Source organism: Pseudomonas cremoricolorata DSM 17059 = NBRC 16634, assembly GCF_000425745.1.
GTDB classification, from domain to species: Bacteria; Pseudomonadota; Gammaproteobacteria; order Pseudomonadales; family Pseudomonadaceae; genus Aquipseudomonas; species Aquipseudomonas cremoricolorata.
In genome coordinates this window covers 341,034-360,302 of the sequence record NZ_AUEA01000006.1, presented here as the reverse complement: position 1 = coordinate 360,302, position 19,269 = coordinate 341,034, and the positions used below count along the sequence as shown (strand labels likewise).

General features: G+C 63.4%; 11 protein-coding genes. All 11 read left to right on the top strand.

Annotated elements, in window-relative coordinates; all coding sequences use genetic code 11:
- Positions 1–5: 5 nt before the first annotated feature.
- The 11 genes from H618_RS0108385 (at position 6) to H618_RS0108335 (ending at position 19,228) form a co-directional block, all read left to right on the top strand.
- Positions 6–1,178 (top strand): hypothetical protein, encoded by a 1,173-nt coding sequence (locus H618_RS0108385; RefSeq protein WP_028694652.1) that lies wholly within the window; start codon positions 6–8, stop codon positions 1,176–1,178.
- Positions 1,175–2,080 (top strand): glycosyltransferase family 2 protein, encoded by a 906-nt coding sequence (locus H618_RS0108380; RefSeq protein WP_028694651.1) that lies wholly within the window; start codon positions 1,175–1,177, stop codon positions 2,078–2,080. The genes H618_RS0108385 and H618_RS0108380 overlap by 4 nt, the downstream gene beginning before the upstream one ends.
- Positions 2,077–3,048: a glycosyltransferase gene (locus H618_RS0108375; protein WP_081673733.1), complete on the top strand. Its 972-nt coding sequence runs from the start codon at positions 2,077–2,079 to the stop codon at positions 3,046–3,048. The genes H618_RS0108380 and H618_RS0108375 overlap by 4 nt, the downstream gene beginning before the upstream one ends.
- A complete protein-coding gene (locus tag H618_RS0108370; protein WP_028694649.1) occupies positions 3,045–4,010 on the top strand; it encodes a UDP-glucose 4-epimerase family protein in 966 nt (321 codons plus the stop codon). Before H618_RS0108375 ends, H618_RS0108370 begins: the two co-directional genes overlap by 4 nt.
- Entirely contained in the window at positions 4,007–5,038 is a 1,032-nt protein-coding gene (locus H618_RS0108365) for an MraY family glycosyltransferase (RefSeq protein WP_028694648.1), read from the top strand. Before H618_RS0108370 ends, H618_RS0108365 begins: the two co-directional genes overlap by 4 nt.
- Positions 5,039–5,045: 7 nt before the next feature.
- Positions 5,046–7,043, top strand: coding sequence for a polysaccharide biosynthesis protein (locus H618_RS0108360; protein ID WP_028694647.1), 1,998 nt, complete (start codon positions 5,046–5,048; stop codon positions 7,041–7,043).
- A 109-nt stretch (positions 7,044–7,152) separates the two neighbouring features.
- Positions 7,153–8,223 carry a dTDP-glucose 4,6-dehydratase gene (gene rfbB / locus H618_RS0108355; RefSeq protein WP_028694646.1) on the top strand — a complete coding sequence of 357 codons (1,071 nt, stop codon included), beginning with the start codon at positions 7,153–7,155 and terminating at the stop codon, positions 8,221–8,223.
- Entirely contained in the window at positions 8,220–9,116 is an 897-nt protein-coding gene (gene rfbD / locus H618_RS0108350) for a dTDP-4-dehydrorhamnose reductase (protein ID WP_028694645.1), read from the top strand. Before rfbB ends, rfbD begins: the two co-directional genes overlap by 4 nt.
- A gap of 5 nt (positions 9,117–9,121) precedes the next feature.
- Positions 9,122–10,003, top strand: a complete 882-nt coding sequence (gene rfbA, locus H618_RS0108345) for a glucose-1-phosphate thymidylyltransferase RfbA (RefSeq protein WP_028694644.1) — start codon at positions 9,122–9,124, stop codon at positions 10,001–10,003.
- Between the two features lie 348 nt (positions 10,004–10,351).
- Entirely contained in the window at positions 10,352–17,866 is a 7,515-nt protein-coding gene (locus tag H618_RS0108340; protein WP_028694643.1) for a type I polyketide synthase, read from the top strand.
- A 9-nt stretch (positions 17,867–17,875) separates the two neighbouring features.
- Complete coding sequence (locus H618_RS0108335; RefSeq protein ID WP_028694642.1) at positions 17,876–19,228, top strand: aminotransferase class I/II-fold pyridoxal phosphate-dependent enzyme; 1,353 nt, start codon at positions 17,876–17,878, stop codon at positions 19,226–19,228.
- Positions 19,229–19,269: the final 41 nt, after the last annotated feature.

The window sequence follows — 19,269 nt, the reverse complement described above, 5'->3', positions numbered from 1 at the left end:
TTGTGATGCGTAACGCCAAATTGGTTTACATGCTGATTTTCTGCTATTGCCTGACCAGCATATTGCTGCCAGTTTTCGTGCTGAACAAGTTATTGTTCGTTCCGTTGATCTTGGCGTCCGTCTATGCGGCGTTGAGTGCGCCCGTGCGCACGCTGTCACCCTTCATCATCTTTTCCGTTTTCCTATACGGTTTCGTGCTGTCCCTGTTCAGCCATAGTGATCTTGCCTTGGCGCGGCAGATGCTGCTGGGTTCCACCACTTTGTTTTTCATTTTTTTGATTGACGATCAGGCTATCGACATGACTTCGATTCTGAAGGGAGTGGGTGGCTCTTTCGCGTTGATCATGACGCTGTTTTCCTGCGCATTGCTGCTGATGCCCACCGCCGACCTCAGCCAGTACCTGCTCAACTACTACATGCAGCATGAACTAGGATTCTATGGCATTCGCCAATTTGGAAGCCTGCAAATGTTCATGTTGCATCATAGGGCTTCTCCTTTCCTGCTAATTCCCCTGGCGCTTTTTTTTCTCTCGTTTCTCGACGGGAAATGGCGTGATGGCTTATGGGCATCTCTCATTCTGCTGTGCATCTTTTTCACCGCGTCGCGAGGGCTGATGCTTATGGGCGCCTTCATGATTGTGGCCCTGTTCTATTTCAGAAGCCCTTGGCGCTTGCGTTTGCTGACATTGGCTGTGACGGTGCCGTTGACGATGGGTATCTTGTTCTATTTGGTCACCCATACTGCCGTATTCAGCCCTACTGAAACATCCAACGGTATCAAGCTCGGCCACCTGCTTTCGTTCTACGAACAGATCGATGCGCGTTCGTTGCTTACCGGTAATGGCATGGGGAACTATTTCTACACTAGCGGTTACAACCGTTGGGTCGCACAAACCGAAATTACCTGGATGGACAGTCTACGCTTCTTCGGACTGCCGCTGACCTTTGTCCTACTGGTGGCCATCATATTCCCAAGTCGCTATGTCAGGTTAGGCGACTGGTCACATTCCAGCGCTCGGATCATGGTGCTTATCTACCTGATCATGTCATTGAGCAATCCGGTGCTTTTCAACTCATTCGGTTTCATCGTCGTGCTCTGGTTCTGGAGCAGCGTTTTGACACCTCGCATCCAGGTGGCGCCTCACCTGACGGTTCAACAGGAAGGGATTGCGGCATGAGTAGGCTTGGAGCCGTGGTGGTCGCTTACCACCCGGAAATGGCAGTGCTGGATGGGTTGTTGGAAGCGCTATCACCACAGGTTGAGCTGCTGATTCTGGTGGATAACGGCGGGGGGCGCGATTTTCTCATGGCCGATCCGTTGCTCAGGAGCAACATCCATTACCTGGACATGCAGGGCAATCAGGGGCTCGGCGCTGCGCTGAATCGTGGTTTCGCGATTGCGCAAGCCTCGGGCGTTGAGTGTCTGGTCACATTCGATCAAGACAGTCAGGTCAGTGCTGATTTGATCGAGCGGCTGCACGCTGCCCTGAAAAGGGGGCAGGCAAAAGATTCACGCTGCGTGGCGGTTGGACCACAGTTTCATGACCGTCGTATGGCCGAAAAAAAGCCTTTTCCGTTCTACAGTTCGGCGGGGGGCAAGATCAACGCGGTCTATGCGTCGAGCGACGGCGATGGATTGGTCGCCGCCGACACCCTCATCACCTCGGGCATGATGGTGACGGTATCGGCGTGGCGACGAGGCTTCACGTACAACGAAGACCTGTTCGTGGATTACACCGATACCGAATGGTGCTTCCGTGTCATGAACGCGGGGCAAACTGTGTATGGATGCACCGACGTAGAGATGGGGCACGCCTTGTCCGAAGCGCCTCCCGTCAAGATCCTGGGGCTCAGCTTCTTCGTCTATTCGCCGGTGCGTCGATATTTCTATTTCAGGAATACCGTGGCGGTCATCAGGATGGCGCACACCCCTTGGCGTTGGAAACTTCGCTTGGGTCAGGGACTGATGCTGCGGTTTTTCATGAACCTTTTGATCGACACTCGGCGAGCCGAGTCGTTACGCATGATGTTGCGCGGCATCGGCCATGGTCTAAGTAATAAGTTGGGTGGTGTCAGATGACGCTGTGGACAAATGCAGCCGCCGATCACTCCGGCGATCCAACCGTCGCCAGTCAGTCGCTTCCGCGGGTGCTGGTGTTGCTGGCGGCATTCAACGGACGGCAGTGGTTCGACGAACAGATAGCTTCGATCCTCGCCCAGACCGGTGTAGCAGTGCATGTATTGGTAAGCGTAGATGCCAGCGACGATGACACCGAATCGTTAGTGACTCAATGGGCCGAGCAAGAGCCGCGGGTGACGCATCTGGCGCACGGCCAGCGTTTCGGGGGGGCGGCCGCCAATTTCTTCCGCCTGCTTGCCGAATGCGACCCCGACGGCTTCGACTATATCGCTTTCTCCGATCAGGATGACCAATGGCTGCCGGGCAAGCTCCAGCGCGCCCATCAAGTGTTGGCCGCAGGGGTGTATTCAGCCTATTCGGCGGACGTGCTGGCCTACTGGCCCGATGGTCGAGAGCAAACTGTACGCAAATCGCAGCCCCTGGTCGCGTACGACTATCTGTTCGAAGCCGCTGGCCCAGGCTGTACGTACGTTTTCAACAAAACGCTGGCACGTAAGCTGATCGACACCGTGGGCCGACAGTGTGCGTCGATCAAGCAGGTCACCCTGCATGACTGGTACTGCTATGCCATCGCCAGAGCCAGTGGCCACCGGTGGTTCATCGACCAACAGATCCATATGCGCTACCGCCAGCACGCCAGCAATCAGGTCGGCGTCAACACAGGCTTGCAAGCTTTCCAACGCCGAATCGGCAAAGTCTTCGCCGGTTGGTGGCTCGGTCAGGCTCGACTGATCGCCGACTTGGCCGGGCGCGGTGACGATGCCTTCGTGCGCTCCTGGCGCTCCTTCAACCGTGTCGGCCTGCTACGCCTAGCCCTCAGTTGCAATCAATGCCGGCGCAGGCCGCGTGACAAGGCAGCCTTTGCTCTGTTGTGCATCGGCCTCGCGGTGAAAGGAGTCAAGTCATGAGTGCAGTGGTACTGGTTACAGGGGCCAATGGATTCATTGGCAGCGCCTTGATGGAGCGGTTGCGCGCCGACACGTCCTATACGGCCGTCGGACTGGTCCGCAAACGGCCGGTATGTCCAGGAGAAAACCTCCGCTATGAGGTAGTGGAAGACTATATGGCGGCCTGTCCGGCAGCGCTTCTGCAAGCCGCCGATACGGTCATCCACCTGGCCTCGCGCGTTCACGTGATGCGCGAAACCGACAGTGACCCGCTGGCTGAGTATCGCCGTATCAACGTCGAGGGCACGCTGCAATTGGCTCGCGCTGCGGCAGCAGCTGGTGTGCGGCGGTTCATCTTCGTCAGCTCCATCAAGGTCAATGGCGAAGGTACAGACGATCGCGCCGCATATCGTGCCAGCGATCGACCGCACCCGACCGACCCCTATGGCGTTTCCAAGCTCGAGGCGGAAGTCGCCTTGTTGGCATTGGCGCGGGAAACATCCATGGAATGCGTAGTCGTCAGGCCCGTGCTGGTCTACGGGCCGGGTGTAAAAGCCAACTTCCAGACCATGATGAAGTGGTTGCGCAGGGGCGTGCCCTTGCCGTTCGGCGCCATTGACAACAAACGTAGCTTGGTCGCGCTGGACAACCTCACTGACCTGCTGGTGACGTGCATCGCTCATCCGCGCGCCGCCAATCGGGTCTTGCTTGTCAGTGATGGGGAAGACCTTTCGACGACCGAACTCCTTCGGCGGCTGGGCAAGGTTCTGGGCAAGCCTGCCCGGTTGCTGCCTTTTCCCACCGGGCTCATGTATGCGCTCGCCCGTGGCAGAAATGCGAGCGCTCTGGCCAAGCGCCTATGCGGATCGTTGCAAGTGGACATAAGCGAAACTCGCGAATTGCTCGATTGGAACCCGCCTGTCAGCGTCGACGCGGCGTTGCAGGCGACAGCTCAGCATTTTCTCAAGGGCAGTGAAAGATGATTGGGTGGTGGTTGTTACCGGTAGTCGTTGCGCTCTCCTGTCTGCTGACAGGGTTATTGCGCCGCTATGCGCTGCACAAGCAGATCATTGATGTGCCGAATGCGCGCAGTTCGCATGTGGTCCCGACGCCGCGCGGTGGTGGACTCAGCATCGTCTTGACGTTTTTGGCGTGCCTGCCGGTATTGGGCGTGCTCGCTGTCGTCGATAGCGCCGTCCTGCTAGGCATCGGGGGGAGCGGCGCCCTGATCGCTGTCATCGGCTTCATGGACGATCACGGCCATATCGCTGCACGTTGGCGACTGCTGGGTCACTTTGCAGCAGCCCTGTGGCTGCTACTCTGGTTAGGGGGACTGCCGCCGCTGCTGGTAGTGGGGTATGAGCTCGACTTGCATTGGATTGGCGCAGTGCTGACCGCTTTCTACTGCGTATGGATGCTCAACCTCTACAACTTCATGGATGGTATCGATGGCCTGGCCAGTATTGAAGCCATCACGGTTTGCCTGAGCATGGCGCTGCTCGCAGGGCTCACAGGGCTATCTTCGCTGCTGGTGCTACCTTTAATCCTGGCGGCCGCTGCAGCAGGATTCCTCTTCTGGAACTTTCCACCTGCGAAGATTTTCATGGGCGATGCAGGCAGCGGTTTTCTCGGCATCGTATTGGCAGGCCTTTCACTGCAAGCAGCTTGGCAGTCCTCGGCCCTGTTCTGGTGCTGGTTGATCATGTTGGGCGTGTTCGTCGTCGATGCCACGCTCACGCTGATGCGCCGGTTGCTGCGCGGCGACAAAGTTTACGAAGCGCATCGCAGTCATGCCTATCAGTTCGCCTCACGGCACTACGCTCGGCACTTGCCGGTCACCTTGGCGGTTGGAGCGCTCAACCTTTTCTGGCTTCTGCCCATTGCGTTGTGTGTGGCACTGCTGGGGCTTGATGGTGCATTGGGCGTGCTGATCGCCTATGTGCCGCTGGTGCTGCTTGCAGCACGCTGGGGCGCCGGAACGCTCGAGCGACCAAGCGACTTGAGAACTTAGGGGTCTTATGGAAAAGCTGCGCGTGTTCCTTCTCGGGCTGCCTCGTCGGCAGAAACGGGCGATTCAGGTAGTGGCGGATGTGCTGCTGGTATGGATCGCACTATGGCTGGCTTTCGTCGTACGCCTGGGAATCGACGAATTGGCCAACCCTGTCCTGGATCACACCTGGCTGTTCATTTGCGCGCCTTTGGTGTCGATTCCCTTGTTCATCCGCTTCGGGCTGTACCGAGCGGTGATGCGCTACTTCGGTAACGACGCGCTGATCGCCATTATCAAGTCGGTTTCAATGTCGGCCTTGCTATTGGGTTTCATCATCTATTTGGCGGGTGATCGGCAAGTTGTCGTCCCACGTTCGATCACCTTCAACTACTGGTGGCTCAGCCTGATCATGATCGGTGGGCTGCGCCTGGCCATGCGTCAGTACTTTCTCGGTGACTGGTTCGCGGCGGCTGCGCAGCATGTGCCGTTTGCCAGTCGCGACGATGGTCTGCCGCGGGTCGCGATCTATGGTGCCGGGGCTGCGGGCAACCAGTTGGTGGGTGCGCTGCGCATGGGCAAGGACATGCGTCCGGTGGCGTTCATCGACGATGATCCGAGCATCAGCGACCGGGTCATTGCTGGTCTGCAGGTCTATGCACCTGACAAGCTGCAACGCATGATCGATGCCACTGGCGCCGAAGAGATCCTCTTGGCAATTCCGTCGGCCAGCCGCAGTCGTCGGCGAGAAATCCTTGGCCTGCTCGAGGCTTTCCCTTTGCATGTGCGCAGTGTCCCCGGATTCATGGACCTTGCCAGCGGCCGGGTCAAGGTCGATGACATTCAGGAAGTCGATATCGGCGATCTGCTGGGGCGTGATGCCGTACCTGCGCAGCATGACCTGCTCGAACGCTGCATCGTCGGGCAGGTGGTGATGGTCACGGGCGCCGGCGGCTCGATCGGCTCGGAGCTGTGTCGGCAGATCGTCGGCCAGGCACCGCGCACGCTGTTGTTGTTCGAGCACTGCGAATTCAACCTGTACAGCATCTGCAGCGAGTTGGATCAGCGCGTCGCACGCGAGGGTCTGGCCGTACAGGTGATTCCGATGCTGGGTTCGGTACGCGACTCGGTCACGCTGCTGGAAGTGCTGAGCGCCTGGCGGGTCGATACGGTGTACCACGCAGCGGCGTACAAACATGTGCCGATGGTCGAGCACAACGTGCGTGAGGGCGTTCTGAACAATGTCATGGGCACGCTGTACACCGCCCAGGCTGCGCTCAAGGCGGGCGTCGCCAACTTCGTGCTGATCTCCACCGACAAGGCGGTGCGCCCGACCAATGTCATGGGCAGTACCAAGCGTCTGGCGGAAATGGTCCTGCAGGCGCTCAGTCGTGAGCTGGCACCGGTGTTGTTCGGCGAAGAAGGCAATGTATCCCAGGTCAACAAGACGCGTTTCACCATGGTCCGCTTCGGCAACGTGCTGGGCTCGTCCGGTTCAGTGATTCCGCTGTTTCACAAGCAGATCAAGGCCGGTGGCCCGTTGACGGTCACGCACCCGAAGATCACCCGCTACTTCATGACCATCCCCGAGGCCGCGCAACTGGTGATCCAGGCAGGGTCCATGGGGCAGGGTGGCGATGTCTTCGTGCTCGACATGGGCGAGCCGGTGAAGATTGTCGAACTGGCGGAGAAAATGATTCACCTGTCTGGCTTCACCTTGCGCTCCGAGCGCAACCCTCTGGGCGACATCGCCATCGAGTTCACTGGCTTGCGTCCGGGTGAAAAACTTTACGAGGAACTGCTGATCGGCGAGAACGTGCTTGCCACGGGGCATCCGATGATCATGAGTGCCAATGAAGACCACCTGCCCTGGGAAACCCTCAAGCAACGCCTCGATCTGCTGCTGGCTGCGGTGGCGACCGACGACTGCAAGATCATTCGCCAGTTGCTGCGCGACAGCGTAAGCGGCTATGCGCCGAGCGGCGATATCGTCGACTGGCTGTACCAGCAACGCCGGCTCGAACCATGAGCGAGCCGCTCGACCCCCGACTATTCAAAGCGTCGCCACCACGCGGCGCCTCACCCGTCATGGGCATGCCTGCCCTGGGTGAACACGTGCACAGAGGACGTTCATCACAATGACCATCTTGGTAACCGGCGGCGCCGGCTTCATCGGCGCAAACTTCGTTCTCGACTGGATCGCTGGCTCCAGCGAGCCCGTCGTCAATCTCGACAAGCTGACCTATGCCGGCAACCTGCAGACGCTGAGCAGCCTGGAAGGCGATGAGCGGCACATCTTCGTCCACGGCGATATCGGTGACACCGACTTGGTGCAGCGTCTGTTGCGCGAGCATCAGCCACGCGCCATCGTCAATTTCGCTGCCGAGTCCCATGTCGACCGCTCGATCCACGGCCCCGAAGACTTCATCGAGACCAACATCGTCGGCACCTTCCGCCTGCTCGAGGCGGTGCGTGCGTACTGGGGTGCCTTGCCTGAGCAGCAGCGCGGCGCGTTCCGCTTCCTGCACGTGTCCACCGATGAAGTCTATGGCTCGCTGTCCGCCGACGAACCGGCATTCACCGAGACCCACCCCTACCAGCCCAACAGCCCGTATTCGGCGAGCAAGGCCGCCAGTGATCACCTGGTGCGCTCCTACCACCACACCTACGGTTTGCCAGTGCTCACCACCAACTGCTCGAACAACTATGGGCCGTTCCATTTCCCCGAGAAGCTTATTCCGCTGATGATCGTCAACGCGCTGGCGGGCAAGGCGTTGCCGGTGTATGGCGACGGCCAGCAGATTCGTGACTGGTTGTACGTCAAGGATCACTGCAGCGCGATTCGTCGTGTGCTGGAAGCGGGGCAGGTGGGCGAGGTGTACAACGTCGGTGGCTGGAACGAGAAACCCAACCTGGACATCGTTCACCGCGTCTGCGCGCTGCTCGACGAGCTGCGTCCGCGTCCTGACGGCATGCGCTACGCCGAGCAGATCGCCTATGTCACCGATCGACCGGGGCACGATCGTCGTTACGCCATCGACGCGCGCAAGCTGGAGCGCGAGCTGGGCTGGAAGCCGGCGGAAACCTTCGAAACGGGGATTCGCAAAACGGTGGAGTGGTACCTGAGCAATCAGGACTGGGTCGATAACGTGCAGTCCGGTGGCTACCGCGCCTGGGTCGAGAAGAACTATGGCGGGCGCTCGGCATGAAGATTCTGTTGCTGGGCTGTGAGGGCCAGGTCGGCTGGGAGCTGCAGCGCAGCCTGGCGCCGCTCGGTGAGGTGCTGGCGCTCAGCTCGCGCAGCACCGAGTACTGTGGCGACCTGGCCAATCTGCAAGGGCTGGCGGCGACCGTCGCCGCCTTCGCCCCCGAGGTGATCGTCAATGCGGCGGCCTACACGGCGGTCGACAAGGCGCAAAGCGAGCCCGACCAGGCGCGCTTGCTCAACGCCGACGCGGTGGACGTTCTGGCCCGCGCTGCTGCCGAACGTGGCGCGCTGCTGGTGCATTACTCGACCGACTACGTGTTTCCCGGTGATGGCCTTCAGCCCTGGAGCGAAACCGACGCTGTGGCGCCGCTCAATACCTATGGGCAGACCAAACTGGACGGTGAGCGGGCGATCCAGGCTGCAGGCTGCGCGCACCTGATCTTGCGCACCAGCTGGGTTTACGCCGCCCGTGGCAACAACTTCGCCAAGACCATGCTGCGCCTTGCCGGCGAGCGTGAAAGCCTGGGCGTGATCGACGACCAGCATGGCGCACCGACCGGTGCCGAGCTGATTGCCGACGTTACGGCCCAGGCCATCGTGGCCACCCGCCGCACACCTGCGTTGAGCGGGCTGTACCACTTGGCTGCGGCGGGGGAGACCACCTGGTGCGACTACGCAAGGTTCGTCCTCGCGCACGCGCAGGCGCTTGGCGCCAACCTCAAGATCGGCCCGCAACAGATCACTGCACTGACCACCGACGCGTATCCGACCCCCGCCCGGCGCCCGGCCAACTCGCGCCTGGACACCCGCAAACTGCAAGCCGCATTCGCCTTGACCCTGCCTGACTGGCGCCAAGGCGTCGCGCGCATGCTGACTGAAATCCATGGGAAATGATCGACATGAACCGTAAAGGCATCATCCTCGCAGGCGGCTCCGGCACGCGCCTGCACCCTGCGACGCTGGCGATTTCCAAGCAGTTGCTGCCGGTGTACGACAAGCCGATGATCTATTACCCGCTGACCACTCTGATGCTGGCCGGCATTCGCGACATCCTGATCATCTCCACGCCGCAGGACACCCCGCGTTTCGAGCAACTGCTCGGCGATGGCGGGCAGTGGGGCCTGAACATCAGTTATGCCGTGCAGGCTTCGCCGGACGGTCTGGCCCAGGCTTTCCTGATCGGTGAGCAGTTCATCGGCAACGATCTGTCGGCGCTGGTGCTGGGTGACAACATCTACTACGGTCACGACTTCCAGCACCTGCTGCGCAACGCCATGGGCCGGGACCAAGGCGCCAGCGTTTTCGCCTACCACGTGCAAGACCCCGAACGTTATGGCGTGGTCGAGTTCGACGGGCAGGGCAAGGCCATCAGCCTGGAAGAGAAACCCCAGCAGCCCAAGTCCAGTTACGCCGTGACCGGCCTGTACTTCTACGACCGGGATGTGGTCGAGATCGCCAAGGGCATCAAACCGTCCCCGCGTGGCGAGCTGGAAATCACTGACCTGAACCGTATCTACCTCGAGCAGGGGCGCCTGTCGGTCGAGATCATGGGCCGCGGTTATGCCTGGCTCGACACCGGCACCCATGATTCGCTGCTCGAAGCCAGCGGCTACATCGCCACTATCGAGCGCCGTCAGGGCCTGAAAGTGGCCTGCCCGGAAGAGGTGAGCTTCCGTCAGGGCTGGATCAGCGCCGAGCAGCTCGAAGCGCTGGCGGCGCCGCTGTGCAAGAACGGCTACGGGCAATACCTCAAGCGCGTGCTGCAAGAAAAGATCTACTGATTCAGCTCCCCGGAACCCGTCTGCGCCGCCTCGTCGGTGCAGGCGGGTTTGTCGTTTCCGGGCCTGGCACAGGCCCAGGCTGCGGTTTGCCCCGCCACACTGTGATACCCACCACAAGGGCAAGGGTTTTCCCTACTCTGCCGACCGCGTATCATCTATTTACATATCAAGGAAACTTCTGACGCCTTTTTCAGACGAAGGTGTCTAGCTTTCCGTGACGAGCCTCGTGGCTTCTGGTTATCAGACGATCATCAGCGACATCCGACCTGCCCTATCGTGGACAGGCCAGGCATGGCGGCTGTCTGTAGCAAGGGACGGTGCCCCCGATGAGTTTTGAAGGAATGGGTTTTGATCAAGCGTAGACAGGTAGCAATCGTTGGTTCTTCATTCCGCTTCCCCGGCTCGACGTCGGCCAGCTTCTGGCAAAACCTGATGGACGGACGCGATCTGGTGACCCAGGTCGATCCGTCCCGCTGGGACAAGGCGGAGTTCCTCCACCCGGACAAAGCCAACCCAGCCACCAGTTACACGTTTGCGGCTGGCACCCTGGGCGACATCAGTGCGTTCGATGCGGGCTTCTTCAACATCTCGCCGCGCGAAGCGGCCATGATGGACCCGCAGCAGCGCATGCTGCTGGAGATGTGCTGGGAAACCTTCGAAAACGCCGGGGTCAAGCCTTCGAGCCTGCGCGGCAGCAATTGCGGCGTGTACCTGGGCATCGCCGGGGTCGAGCAGGCGTACCGCCTGGTCGATGACCTGGCCTCGATCGATGCCGCCACCGCTACCGGCAACACCATGAGCATCGCTGCCAACCGGCTGTCGTTCTTCTACGACCTGCGCGGCCCGAGCATGGCCATCGACACCGCCTGCTCGTCGTCGCTGGTGGCTTTCCACCAGGCCTGCCAGGCGATTCTCAGCGGTGATGTCGACCAGGCGGTAACCGGCGGTATCAGCCTGCATATGCACCCGTTCGGCTTCATGATCTTCGCCAAGGCCACCATGCTCTCGCGCACCGGGCGCTGCCAGTCGTTCGATGACAACGGCGACGGTTACGCACGCTCCGAAGGCGGTGGCCTGTTCCTGCTCAAGGACTATGACCAGGCCGTGGCAGACGGCAACACCATCCTTGCCGTGGTTGCCGGCAGCGCGGTCAATACCGATGGACGCAAGTCGAGCCTGACCCTGCCCAACGCCGAGGCCCAGGCTGCGCTGCTCGACAGCACCTACGCCAAGGCCGGCATCGAACCTTCGCAGCTCGACTACCTGGAAGCCCACGGCACCGGCACTGCGGTCGGTGACCCGATCGAGACACGCGCCATCGGCCAGGCCCTGGCGCAGCGCCGCGGCGCCGGCAATCCGCTGCCGATCGGCTCGGTGAAGAGCAACGTCGGCCACCTTGAGGCCGCCTCCGGCGTGGCCGGGATGGTCAAGGCGCTGCACTGCCTGCAAACCCGTACCGTGCCGGCGACCATTGGCGTGAAAGCGCTCAACGCCAATATTCCGTTCGCCGACCTCAACCTGCAGGTGGTCACCGAACCGCTGTCGCTGAAAGCCGAGGGCCCGCTCACCGTGGGCATCAACTCGTTCGGTTTCGGCGGCGCCAACGCCCACGTGATTCTGCAAAGCCCGGCGCCGCAGGCCCGCGCCGCGCACACTGCACAACAGCGCCGCGTACCGCTGCTGCTCAGTGCCAAGAGCGAGCAGGGCCTGCGTGCCACTGCCGAGCGCTTCGCGGCATTGCTCGCCGAGCAGCCGCAGGCTGATTACTACGATGTGGCCTACCAGGCCATGTTCCGCCGCGACGCCCATGCCCAGCGCCTGGTGCTGATCAGCGATGACCCGGCCGAAGCGGCCCAGGCGCTGGATGACTACGCTCAGGACCCAAGCCTCAGCGAACTGAGCGCGGTGCTGGAAAGCGGCCAGGCGCTGGATGCGCCGAGCGGGCCGGTGTTCGTCTATTCGGGCAACGGCTCGCAATGGCAGGGCATGGGCCGCGCGCTGCTCGAGCATCCGCAGTTCATCGCGGGTGTGCGTGAGGTCGATGCGTTGTTCCAGCCGCTGGCAGGCTTCTCACTGGAGGCCGAGCTTCGCGGTGACAACGGTGACGAGCGCTACGCGCGTACCGAGATCGCCCAGCCGGCGCTGTTCGCCCTGCAAGTGGCGGTCACCCAGGTCCTGCGCAGCGAAGGCTTCACGCCGCAGGCGGTGGTTGGTCACAGCGTCGGTGAAGTGGCCGCGGCCTGGGCCAGCGGTGCACTGAGCCTGAGCGATGCGACCCAAGTGATCTATCACCGCAGCCGCCTGCAGGGCCTGACCCGCGGCAGCGGGCGGATGACCGCCGTGGGCTTGTCGGGTGAAGCCACGGCGGCGCTGATTGCCGAGCTGGGCCTGGGCGAGCGTATCGTGGTCGCTGGCGAGAACAGCGAGCGCGGCGCCACCGTGGCCGGCGACGTCGATGCGCTGAGCGTGTTGGAACAGGTGCTCACCGAGCGCCAGGTGTTCGCCCGTCGTCTCGACCTGGACTACGCCTTCCACTCGGCGGCGATGGACCCGATCGAGCAGCAGGTCATCGCAGACCTTTCCCACATCACCCCGCGCAGCGGCGACATTGCGTTTTATTCCACCGTGGTCGGCGGTGCCCTCGACGGCCAACGCCTGGACAGCCAGTACTGGTGGCAGAACATCCGCCTGCCGGTGCTGTTCCAGGGCGCCATCGATGCGCTGGTGCGCGATGGCTCGAACCTGTTCGTCGAAATCGGCCCGCATCCGATTCTGCGCAGCTACGTCACTGACGTGCTCAACGCCTGTGAGCGACCCGGCCAGGTGGTCGCCACCCTCAAGCGCAACGAGCACAGCCCGCTGCTGCTCGAGCGCTGCGTCGCTCGCCTGCTGATCGCCGGCATCGAACCCCAGGGCCAGCCGCGCTTCCCGGTGGTTGGCCAGCCAGTGCGCCTGCCCAACTATGCCTGGCAGCGCGACAGCTTCCTGCTGCCGGTCAGCGCCGAAAGTGGCGGCACCCTGCAACGTCAGCGCAGCCATCCGCTGCTCGGCTACACCTTGCCGGATCAGCCGCTGACTTGGGAAAGCCGTCTGGATACTCAACTGTTCCCCACCCTGGGCGATCACAAGGTCGGTGAGTCGGTGCTGTTCCCCGGCGCCGGCTTCACCGAACTGGCCATGGCGGCGGCGCAACTGCACCAGCCGGGCGAGTTCGTCGATATCGAAGAACTGGAGATTCACAACCCGTTGCTGCTGGGCAGTGACGGCAGCAAGAAAGTGCGCGTGCAGATCGAGGAAGCCGACGGCACCTTGCGCATTCGCTCGCGGACCTTGGCTCATCAGGAAGAGTGGGTGCAGCACGTAGTTGCGCGTCTACCGGGTGAAGCCCGTGGCGTGCTGCTCGAAGCCCGCGCCCCGGCGTTGCCTGAGCGTGCGCCCGACTTCACCGGCGAACAACACCTGGCGCTGACCCGCGCGGTGGGCCTGAACTACGGCCCGGCCTACCAGTCGGTGGCGGCGGCCTGGGTCGAGCCGGGTCGCATCCTTGCCCAGTTGAGCGTGCCTGCGGCCATCGCCCAGGAACTGCCGCAGTTGCACCTGCATCCAGCCTTGCTCGACGGCGCCTTCCAACTGATTACCGAGCTGCTGGCCAGCAAGCCTGGACGCAACCGTGGCCTGGCCTTCATTCCGGTCAAGTTCGGGCGCATCGCCTTCAGCGTCGCTGGTGGCGTGCCCGAGCGGGTCGAGGTGCGCCAAAGCAAGCGCACCGAGCATTCGCTGCTGGTGGATTTCACCCTGTTCGACGCCAGCGGCGCTGCCGTGCTGGCGATCAAGGATGCGCGTTTCCGCGGCGTGCGCCTGCAATACGACCGCGCCGGGCAGGTCAAGCGCCTGGGCCATGTCGGTATCGCAGCGCCGGGCCAAGTGGTGCCGCTGCAACGTTCGGCCTCGGGTTCTGCGGCGCTGGTCGAAGCCATGGCCAGCCTCCAGGACGAGCCCGCGCAGCAGCGCTACCTCAATGAGGTCGAGCCGTTGCTCGATGTGCTGTGCGCAAGCTTCGTACTCGACCTGGTCGAGCAGGCCGGCGGCCGCCTGAGCGCCGAGCAACTGGCGCTTTGGGCGCAGAGCCACGGCGACTGGTTGACCAGCCTGCTGCGCGACGCCGAGCAGGACGGCAGCCTGCTGCGTAGCGACGACGGCAGCGTGAGCCTGGCGGCACTGGACGAGCGCCCAAGCAGCGAAGCGATCTGGCAGGAGCTGTTCCAGAGCTACCCGGAATATTTCCAGATCATCCATTCGGTGGGCCGCATTGGCCGCCACCTCAAGGGCCTGCTCGACGGCCAAGCCACGCTGGACAGCTTGCAGCCGCGGGAGACCAGCGGCGCCAGTCTGGCCCGCCTGGTGCTCGGTGCTGCCGGCCAGCAACGCCTGCGTGGCGGGATTGCCGAGAGCCTGGCCGAGCGCCTGGCGCAATTGCCCGAAGGCCAGCGCCTGCGGGTGCTGGAGTTCGGTGTCGGCGGGCCGTCGTTCGCCGAGCTGTTATACCCGGGGCTGGATTTTGACCGCCTCGACTATTGCTACTGCGTCGCCGAGCCTGACCTGGAGCAGCGCCTGGGCGACGATTGCCCGGCCTTGCAGGTGATCGATCTGCAGCAACTGGCCGAGGCGGGCAGCTTCGACTGGGTACTGTTGCCGAGTGATCTGGGCGCCCTTGGTGTGCTCGGCAATGCCTTGGCGCAGGCGGCGGCGCGGCTCAATCCGCAGGGTCAACTGGCGCTGCTGGCGCAGTATCCGGCGCGTTGGGTCGACTTCGTCTTCGGCGCGCAGAACGACTGGTGGCTGGCCGGCCCGCAGCAGGCGCTGTCGCGTCAGCAGGCGCCGAGCTTCTGGATTCATGAATTGCAGCGCCATGGCCTGAGTGCGGTCAGCACCCTTGAGGCGCTACCTGGCACCGCCTGCGGCAGCTACGTGCTGCTCGCCGACAGCACCGCCAGGGCCGTGCCCGCCCAGGCTGCTCCGGCCCCTGCGCACTGGGCGCTGCTGGGCTCGGCCGATCAGCCTGCCTGCACCGCATTGCTGGCGGGTCTGAGCGAAGCTGGCCAGCAGGTCAGCCTGCTGCAACCGGGCGATGCCCAGGCGCTGGCCGCGCAATTGGCCGCGCTCGATCAGGCGCCGCAGCACATCATTCACCTGGCTGGCCTGGACAGCGCGGCTGGCCTCGATGGCCAGACCGAGCGCTGCCTGTTGGCCGCAGCCCTGGTGCAGGCCTGCGAAGCGCAGGGCATCGCCCCGCAGTGCTGGCTGATCAGCCGCGGCGCCGCCGAGCACTGGCATGACGCTGCGGCCAGCAGCAGCCTGCCAGGGCTGGCCGACGCGGCCTTCTGGGGCTTCGGCCGGACCCTGGCCAATGAGTCGCCGAGCTGCCGTATCCGCCTGCTCGACCTGGCCGCGGACACTGCCATCGAGCGGATGCTGCCGGCGCTGTTGCATGCCGACAGCGAAACCGAACTGGCGCTCGACGCCCAGGGCCGCCGTTACGTGCCGCGTCTGCGTGTGCTCGACAGCCATGTACAGCGCCACAGCGAGCATCAGGGCTGGGTCTGCCTGGGCTTCGATTTGCCCGGCCAGCTGCGCAACCTGCGCTGGGAAGTGCGTGAGCCGCAGCAGCCTGCCGCCGATCAGCTCGACATCGCGGTACGCGCCACCGGCCTGAACTTCCGCGACGTGATGTTCGCCCTGGGCTTGCTGTCCGATGAAGCCATCGAAAACGGGTTCTCCGGCCCGACCCTGGGCTTTGAGTTCGCCGGGGTGGTGCAGGGCAAGGGCAGTGCCGTGGAAGGCGACTTCGCCCCGGGCGATCGCGTGGTCGGCTTCGGCCCGTGCAGCTTCGCCAACCGCCTGGTGACCAACGCCAATGCCGTGGCGCGGATTCCCGAGGGCATGTCCTTCGAAGCCGCAGCGACCATTCCCAGCACCTTCTTCACCGTCTACTACGCGCTGCACCACCTGGCGCGCCTGGAACCTGGCGAAAGCGTGCTGATCCACGGCGCCGCGGGCGGTGTGGGGATTGCCGCGATCCAGATCGCCAAGTGGCTCGGTGCCGACATTCACGCCACCGCCGGCAGCGACGAGAAGCGCGACTTCCTGCGCCTGCTCGGGGTCGACAAGGTCTACGATTCGCGTTCGCTGGCCTACGCCGATCAGGTGCTGGCCGCAACCAACGGGCGTGGTGTCGACGTGGTGCTCAACTCCCTGGCCGGCGAGGCGATCAACCGCAACCTGCGCGTGCTCAAGCCGTTCGGCCGCTTCCTCGAACTGGGCAAGCGCGACTTCTACCAGAACACCCGCATCGGCCTGCGACCGTTCCGCAACAACATCAGCTACTTCGGCATCGACGCCGACCAGTTGATGAGCGAGCGCCCGCAGCTGACCCGCCGCCTGTTCGGCGAAATGATGGGGCTGTTCGAGCAGGGCATCCTGCATCCGTTGCCGTTCCGTGAGTTCGATGCCAACCAGGTGGTCGAAGCCTATCGCTACATGCAGCAGGCGCGGCAGATCGGCAAGATCGTCGTCACCTATGGCAACCCCATCGAGCAGACCGTCGATACCCGTGAGCAGGTCAGTGGCGAGCTGCGTCTGCAGGACGATGCCACCTACCTGGTCACCGGTGGCCTGGGCGGCTTCGGCCTGCGCACCGCGCAGTGGCTGATCGACAAGGGCGCGCGGCACCTGGTGCTGCTCGGCCGGCGCGGCGCCGACAGCGTCGAGGCACAACCCAGCCTTGCCCAGTGGCAGGCGGCCGGCCTCGATGTGCGTGCCGTGGCTTGCGACATCACCGATCGTGCAGCGCTGGCCCAGGTGATCGAGCAGATCGACGCCAGCACCTGGCCGCTGCGCGGCCTGGTGCATGCCGCCACGGTGATCGACGACGGCCTGATCCGTAACCTCGATGCCGCGCAGATGCAGCGTGTGCTGGCGCCCAAGGCCCAGGGCGCGCAATACCTGCACGAACTGACCGCGCACCTGGCGCTGGACTTCTTCGTCATGTTCTCGTCGGCCACGACCTTGTTCGGCAACCCCGGCCAAGCCAACTATGTGGCCGCCAACCATTGGCTCGAGGCCCTGGCGCGCCATCGCCGCGCCCAGGGCCTGGCAGCCACGGCAGTGCTGTGGGGCGCCATCGACGACGTCGGTTTCCTGGCCCGCAACACGCAGATCAAGGACGCCTTGCAAAGCCGCATGGGCGGCGCTGCGCTGCGCGCCGAGGTGGCCCTGGCCCAGCTGGAAGACATGCTGCTGGCAGGCGAGGATGGCCACGGCGTGCTGGAGCTGGACTTCAAAGCGTTGTCGCGCTTCCTGCCCACCTCCAGCAGCCCGCGCTTCATCGAGCTGGCCCGCGCCCATGGCGGTGATCAGGACGATGACAACGATGGCGAAGACATCCAGCGCATGCTCGCCGAACTCAGTGATGCAGAGCTGCTCGAGCGCTTCGCCGAGATGCTCAAGCACGAGGTCTGCGAAATCCTTCGCCTGCCGGCGGCGCGCCTGGATACCCAGCGGCCGTTGCAGGAACTGGGTCTGGACTCGCTGATGAGCGTCGAGCTGGTGGTGGCGCTTGAAGAGCGCTTCGGCATTCGTCTGCCGGTCATGGAACTCAGCGAGAGTTCCAGTATCGACAAACTGAGCGTGCGCCTGCTCGAGCTGCTGCGTGGCGACGCCGCCGACAACACCGCCGCGGCCCCGGACAACCTGGCGCAGAACCTGCTTGCCCGTCATGGCAGCGAGCTGGACGCCACGCAGATGGCTGCGCTGAACGCCGACCTGGCCGATGCCAGTGCGGCGCCTAACCGATTGATTGACTAAGAGCCCTCGATGACAGCAAGAACGCCTACGGGCCTCGGTGTGGATGCCAAGCAACGTCTGATCCAGCAAGCGCTGGCGCGCCGGCGCAGTGAGCCGGAACAGGCGAGCGGCGCCACATTGGAGCAGGCACAACAGGCTGCGCAGAAAGTCCCCGAGGCCTTCTACCGCTTCGACCAGTACCCGGGCTACCAGCACCTGCGGGTGATGCAACAGACCGGTGCGCGAATGGGCCTGAGCAGCCCGTTCTTCCGCCTGCACCAAGGCACCGCCGGGGCGCAGACGGACATCACCGAGCGCCGCTACGTGAACTTCGCCAGCTACAACTACCTGGGCTATTCCGGGCATGCCGAGGTCGCCGAAGCGGCCAAGGCGGCGATCGATCGCTACGGCACTTCGGTATCGGCCAGCCGTCCGGTTTCCGGCGACCGGCCCTTGCATCGCGAGCTGGAGCGCGAGCTGGCCGAGCTGTACCAGGTGGATGACGCGGTGGTGATGGTCAGCGGCCATGCCACCAACGTCACCACCATCGGCTACCTGTTCGGCCCGCGTGACCTGGTGCTGCACGACGAGCTGATCCACAACAGCGTGCTGCAAGGCATCCAGTTGTCCGGCGCGCGGCGGCTGTCGTTCGCCCACAACGACTGGCAGGCCCTGGATCGCCTGCTGGGCGAGCAGCGCCAGCACTTCGAGCGGGTGCTGGTGGTGGTCGAGGGCATCTACAGCATGGACGGCGACTATCCGGATCTGCCGCGCTTCGTCGAGCTCAAGCGCAAGCACAAGGTCTTCCTGATGGTCGACGAGGCGCACTCGCTGGGGGTCATGGGGCGTACCGGCCAAGGCATTCGCGAGCATTTCCAGCTGGCCGGCGATGACGTCGACATCTGGATGGGCACCCTGAGCAAGACCCTCGCCAGCTGTGGCGGCTACATTGCCGGGTGCAGCGCGCTGGTCGAGCACCTGAAATTCTTCGCTCCGGGCTTTCTCTACAGCGTCGGCATGCCGCCGTCGGTGACCGCCGCTGCGTTGGCTGCGGTGCGCCTGCTGAAAAAAGATGAAGGGCAGCGGGTCGGGCAGTTGCAGGCGCGCGGCGAGTTGTTCCTGCAATTGGCGATTGCCGCCGGGCTGGACACGGCCACCAGCACCGGGCTTGCGGTGATTCCGGTGATCACCGGCAGCTCGTTCAAGGCCGGACGATTGTCCAGCGCGCTGTTCGAGCGTGGCATCAATGCCCAGCCCATCGTCTATCCGGCGGTGCCGGAGCAGGCTGCGCGGGTGCGCTTTTTCGTCTCGTGCGAGCACAGCGAGGCGCAGATTCGCGAGACAGTCGCGATCGTTGCCGAGGAAATGGCACGGCTCGCCTGAGCCGTTGCACCCTGGGACAACCTGCCGCCTTGACGCGCCGA

Coding starts and splice junctions, on each gene's coding strand:
- rfbD (WP_028694645.1), top strand. CDS start 8,220: ATGAAGATTCTGTTGCTGGGCTGTGAGGGCCAGGTCGGCTGGGAGCTG.
- rfbA (WP_028694644.1), top strand. CDS start 9,122: ATGAACCGTAAAGGCATCATCCTCGCAGGCGGCTCCGGCACGCGCCTG.
- H618_RS0108380 (WP_028694651.1), top strand. CDS start 1,175: ATGAGTAGGCTTGGAGCCGTGGTGGTCGCTTACCACCCGGAAATGGCA.
- H618_RS0108365 (WP_028694648.1), top strand. CDS start 4,007: ATGATTGGGTGGTGGTTGTTACCGGTAGTCGTTGCGCTCTCCTGTCTG.
- rfbB (WP_028694646.1), top strand. CDS start 7,153: ATGACCATCTTGGTAACCGGCGGCGCCGGCTTCATCGGCGCAAACTTC.
- H618_RS0108335 (WP_028694642.1), top strand. CDS start 17,876: ATGACAGCAAGAACGCCTACGGGCCTCGGTGTGGATGCCAAGCAACGT.
- H618_RS0108360 (WP_028694647.1), top strand. CDS start 5,046: ATGGAAAAGCTGCGCGTGTTCCTTCTCGGGCTGCCTCGTCGGCAGAAA.
- H618_RS0108385 (WP_028694652.1), top strand. CDS start 6: ATGCGTAACGCCAAATTGGTTTACATGCTGATTTTCTGCTATTGCCTG.
- H618_RS0108370 (WP_028694649.1), top strand. CDS start 3,045: ATGAGTGCAGTGGTACTGGTTACAGGGGCCAATGGATTCATTGGCAGC.
- H618_RS0108375 (WP_081673733.1), top strand. CDS start 2,077: ATGACGCTGTGGACAAATGCAGCCGCCGATCACTCCGGCGATCCAACC.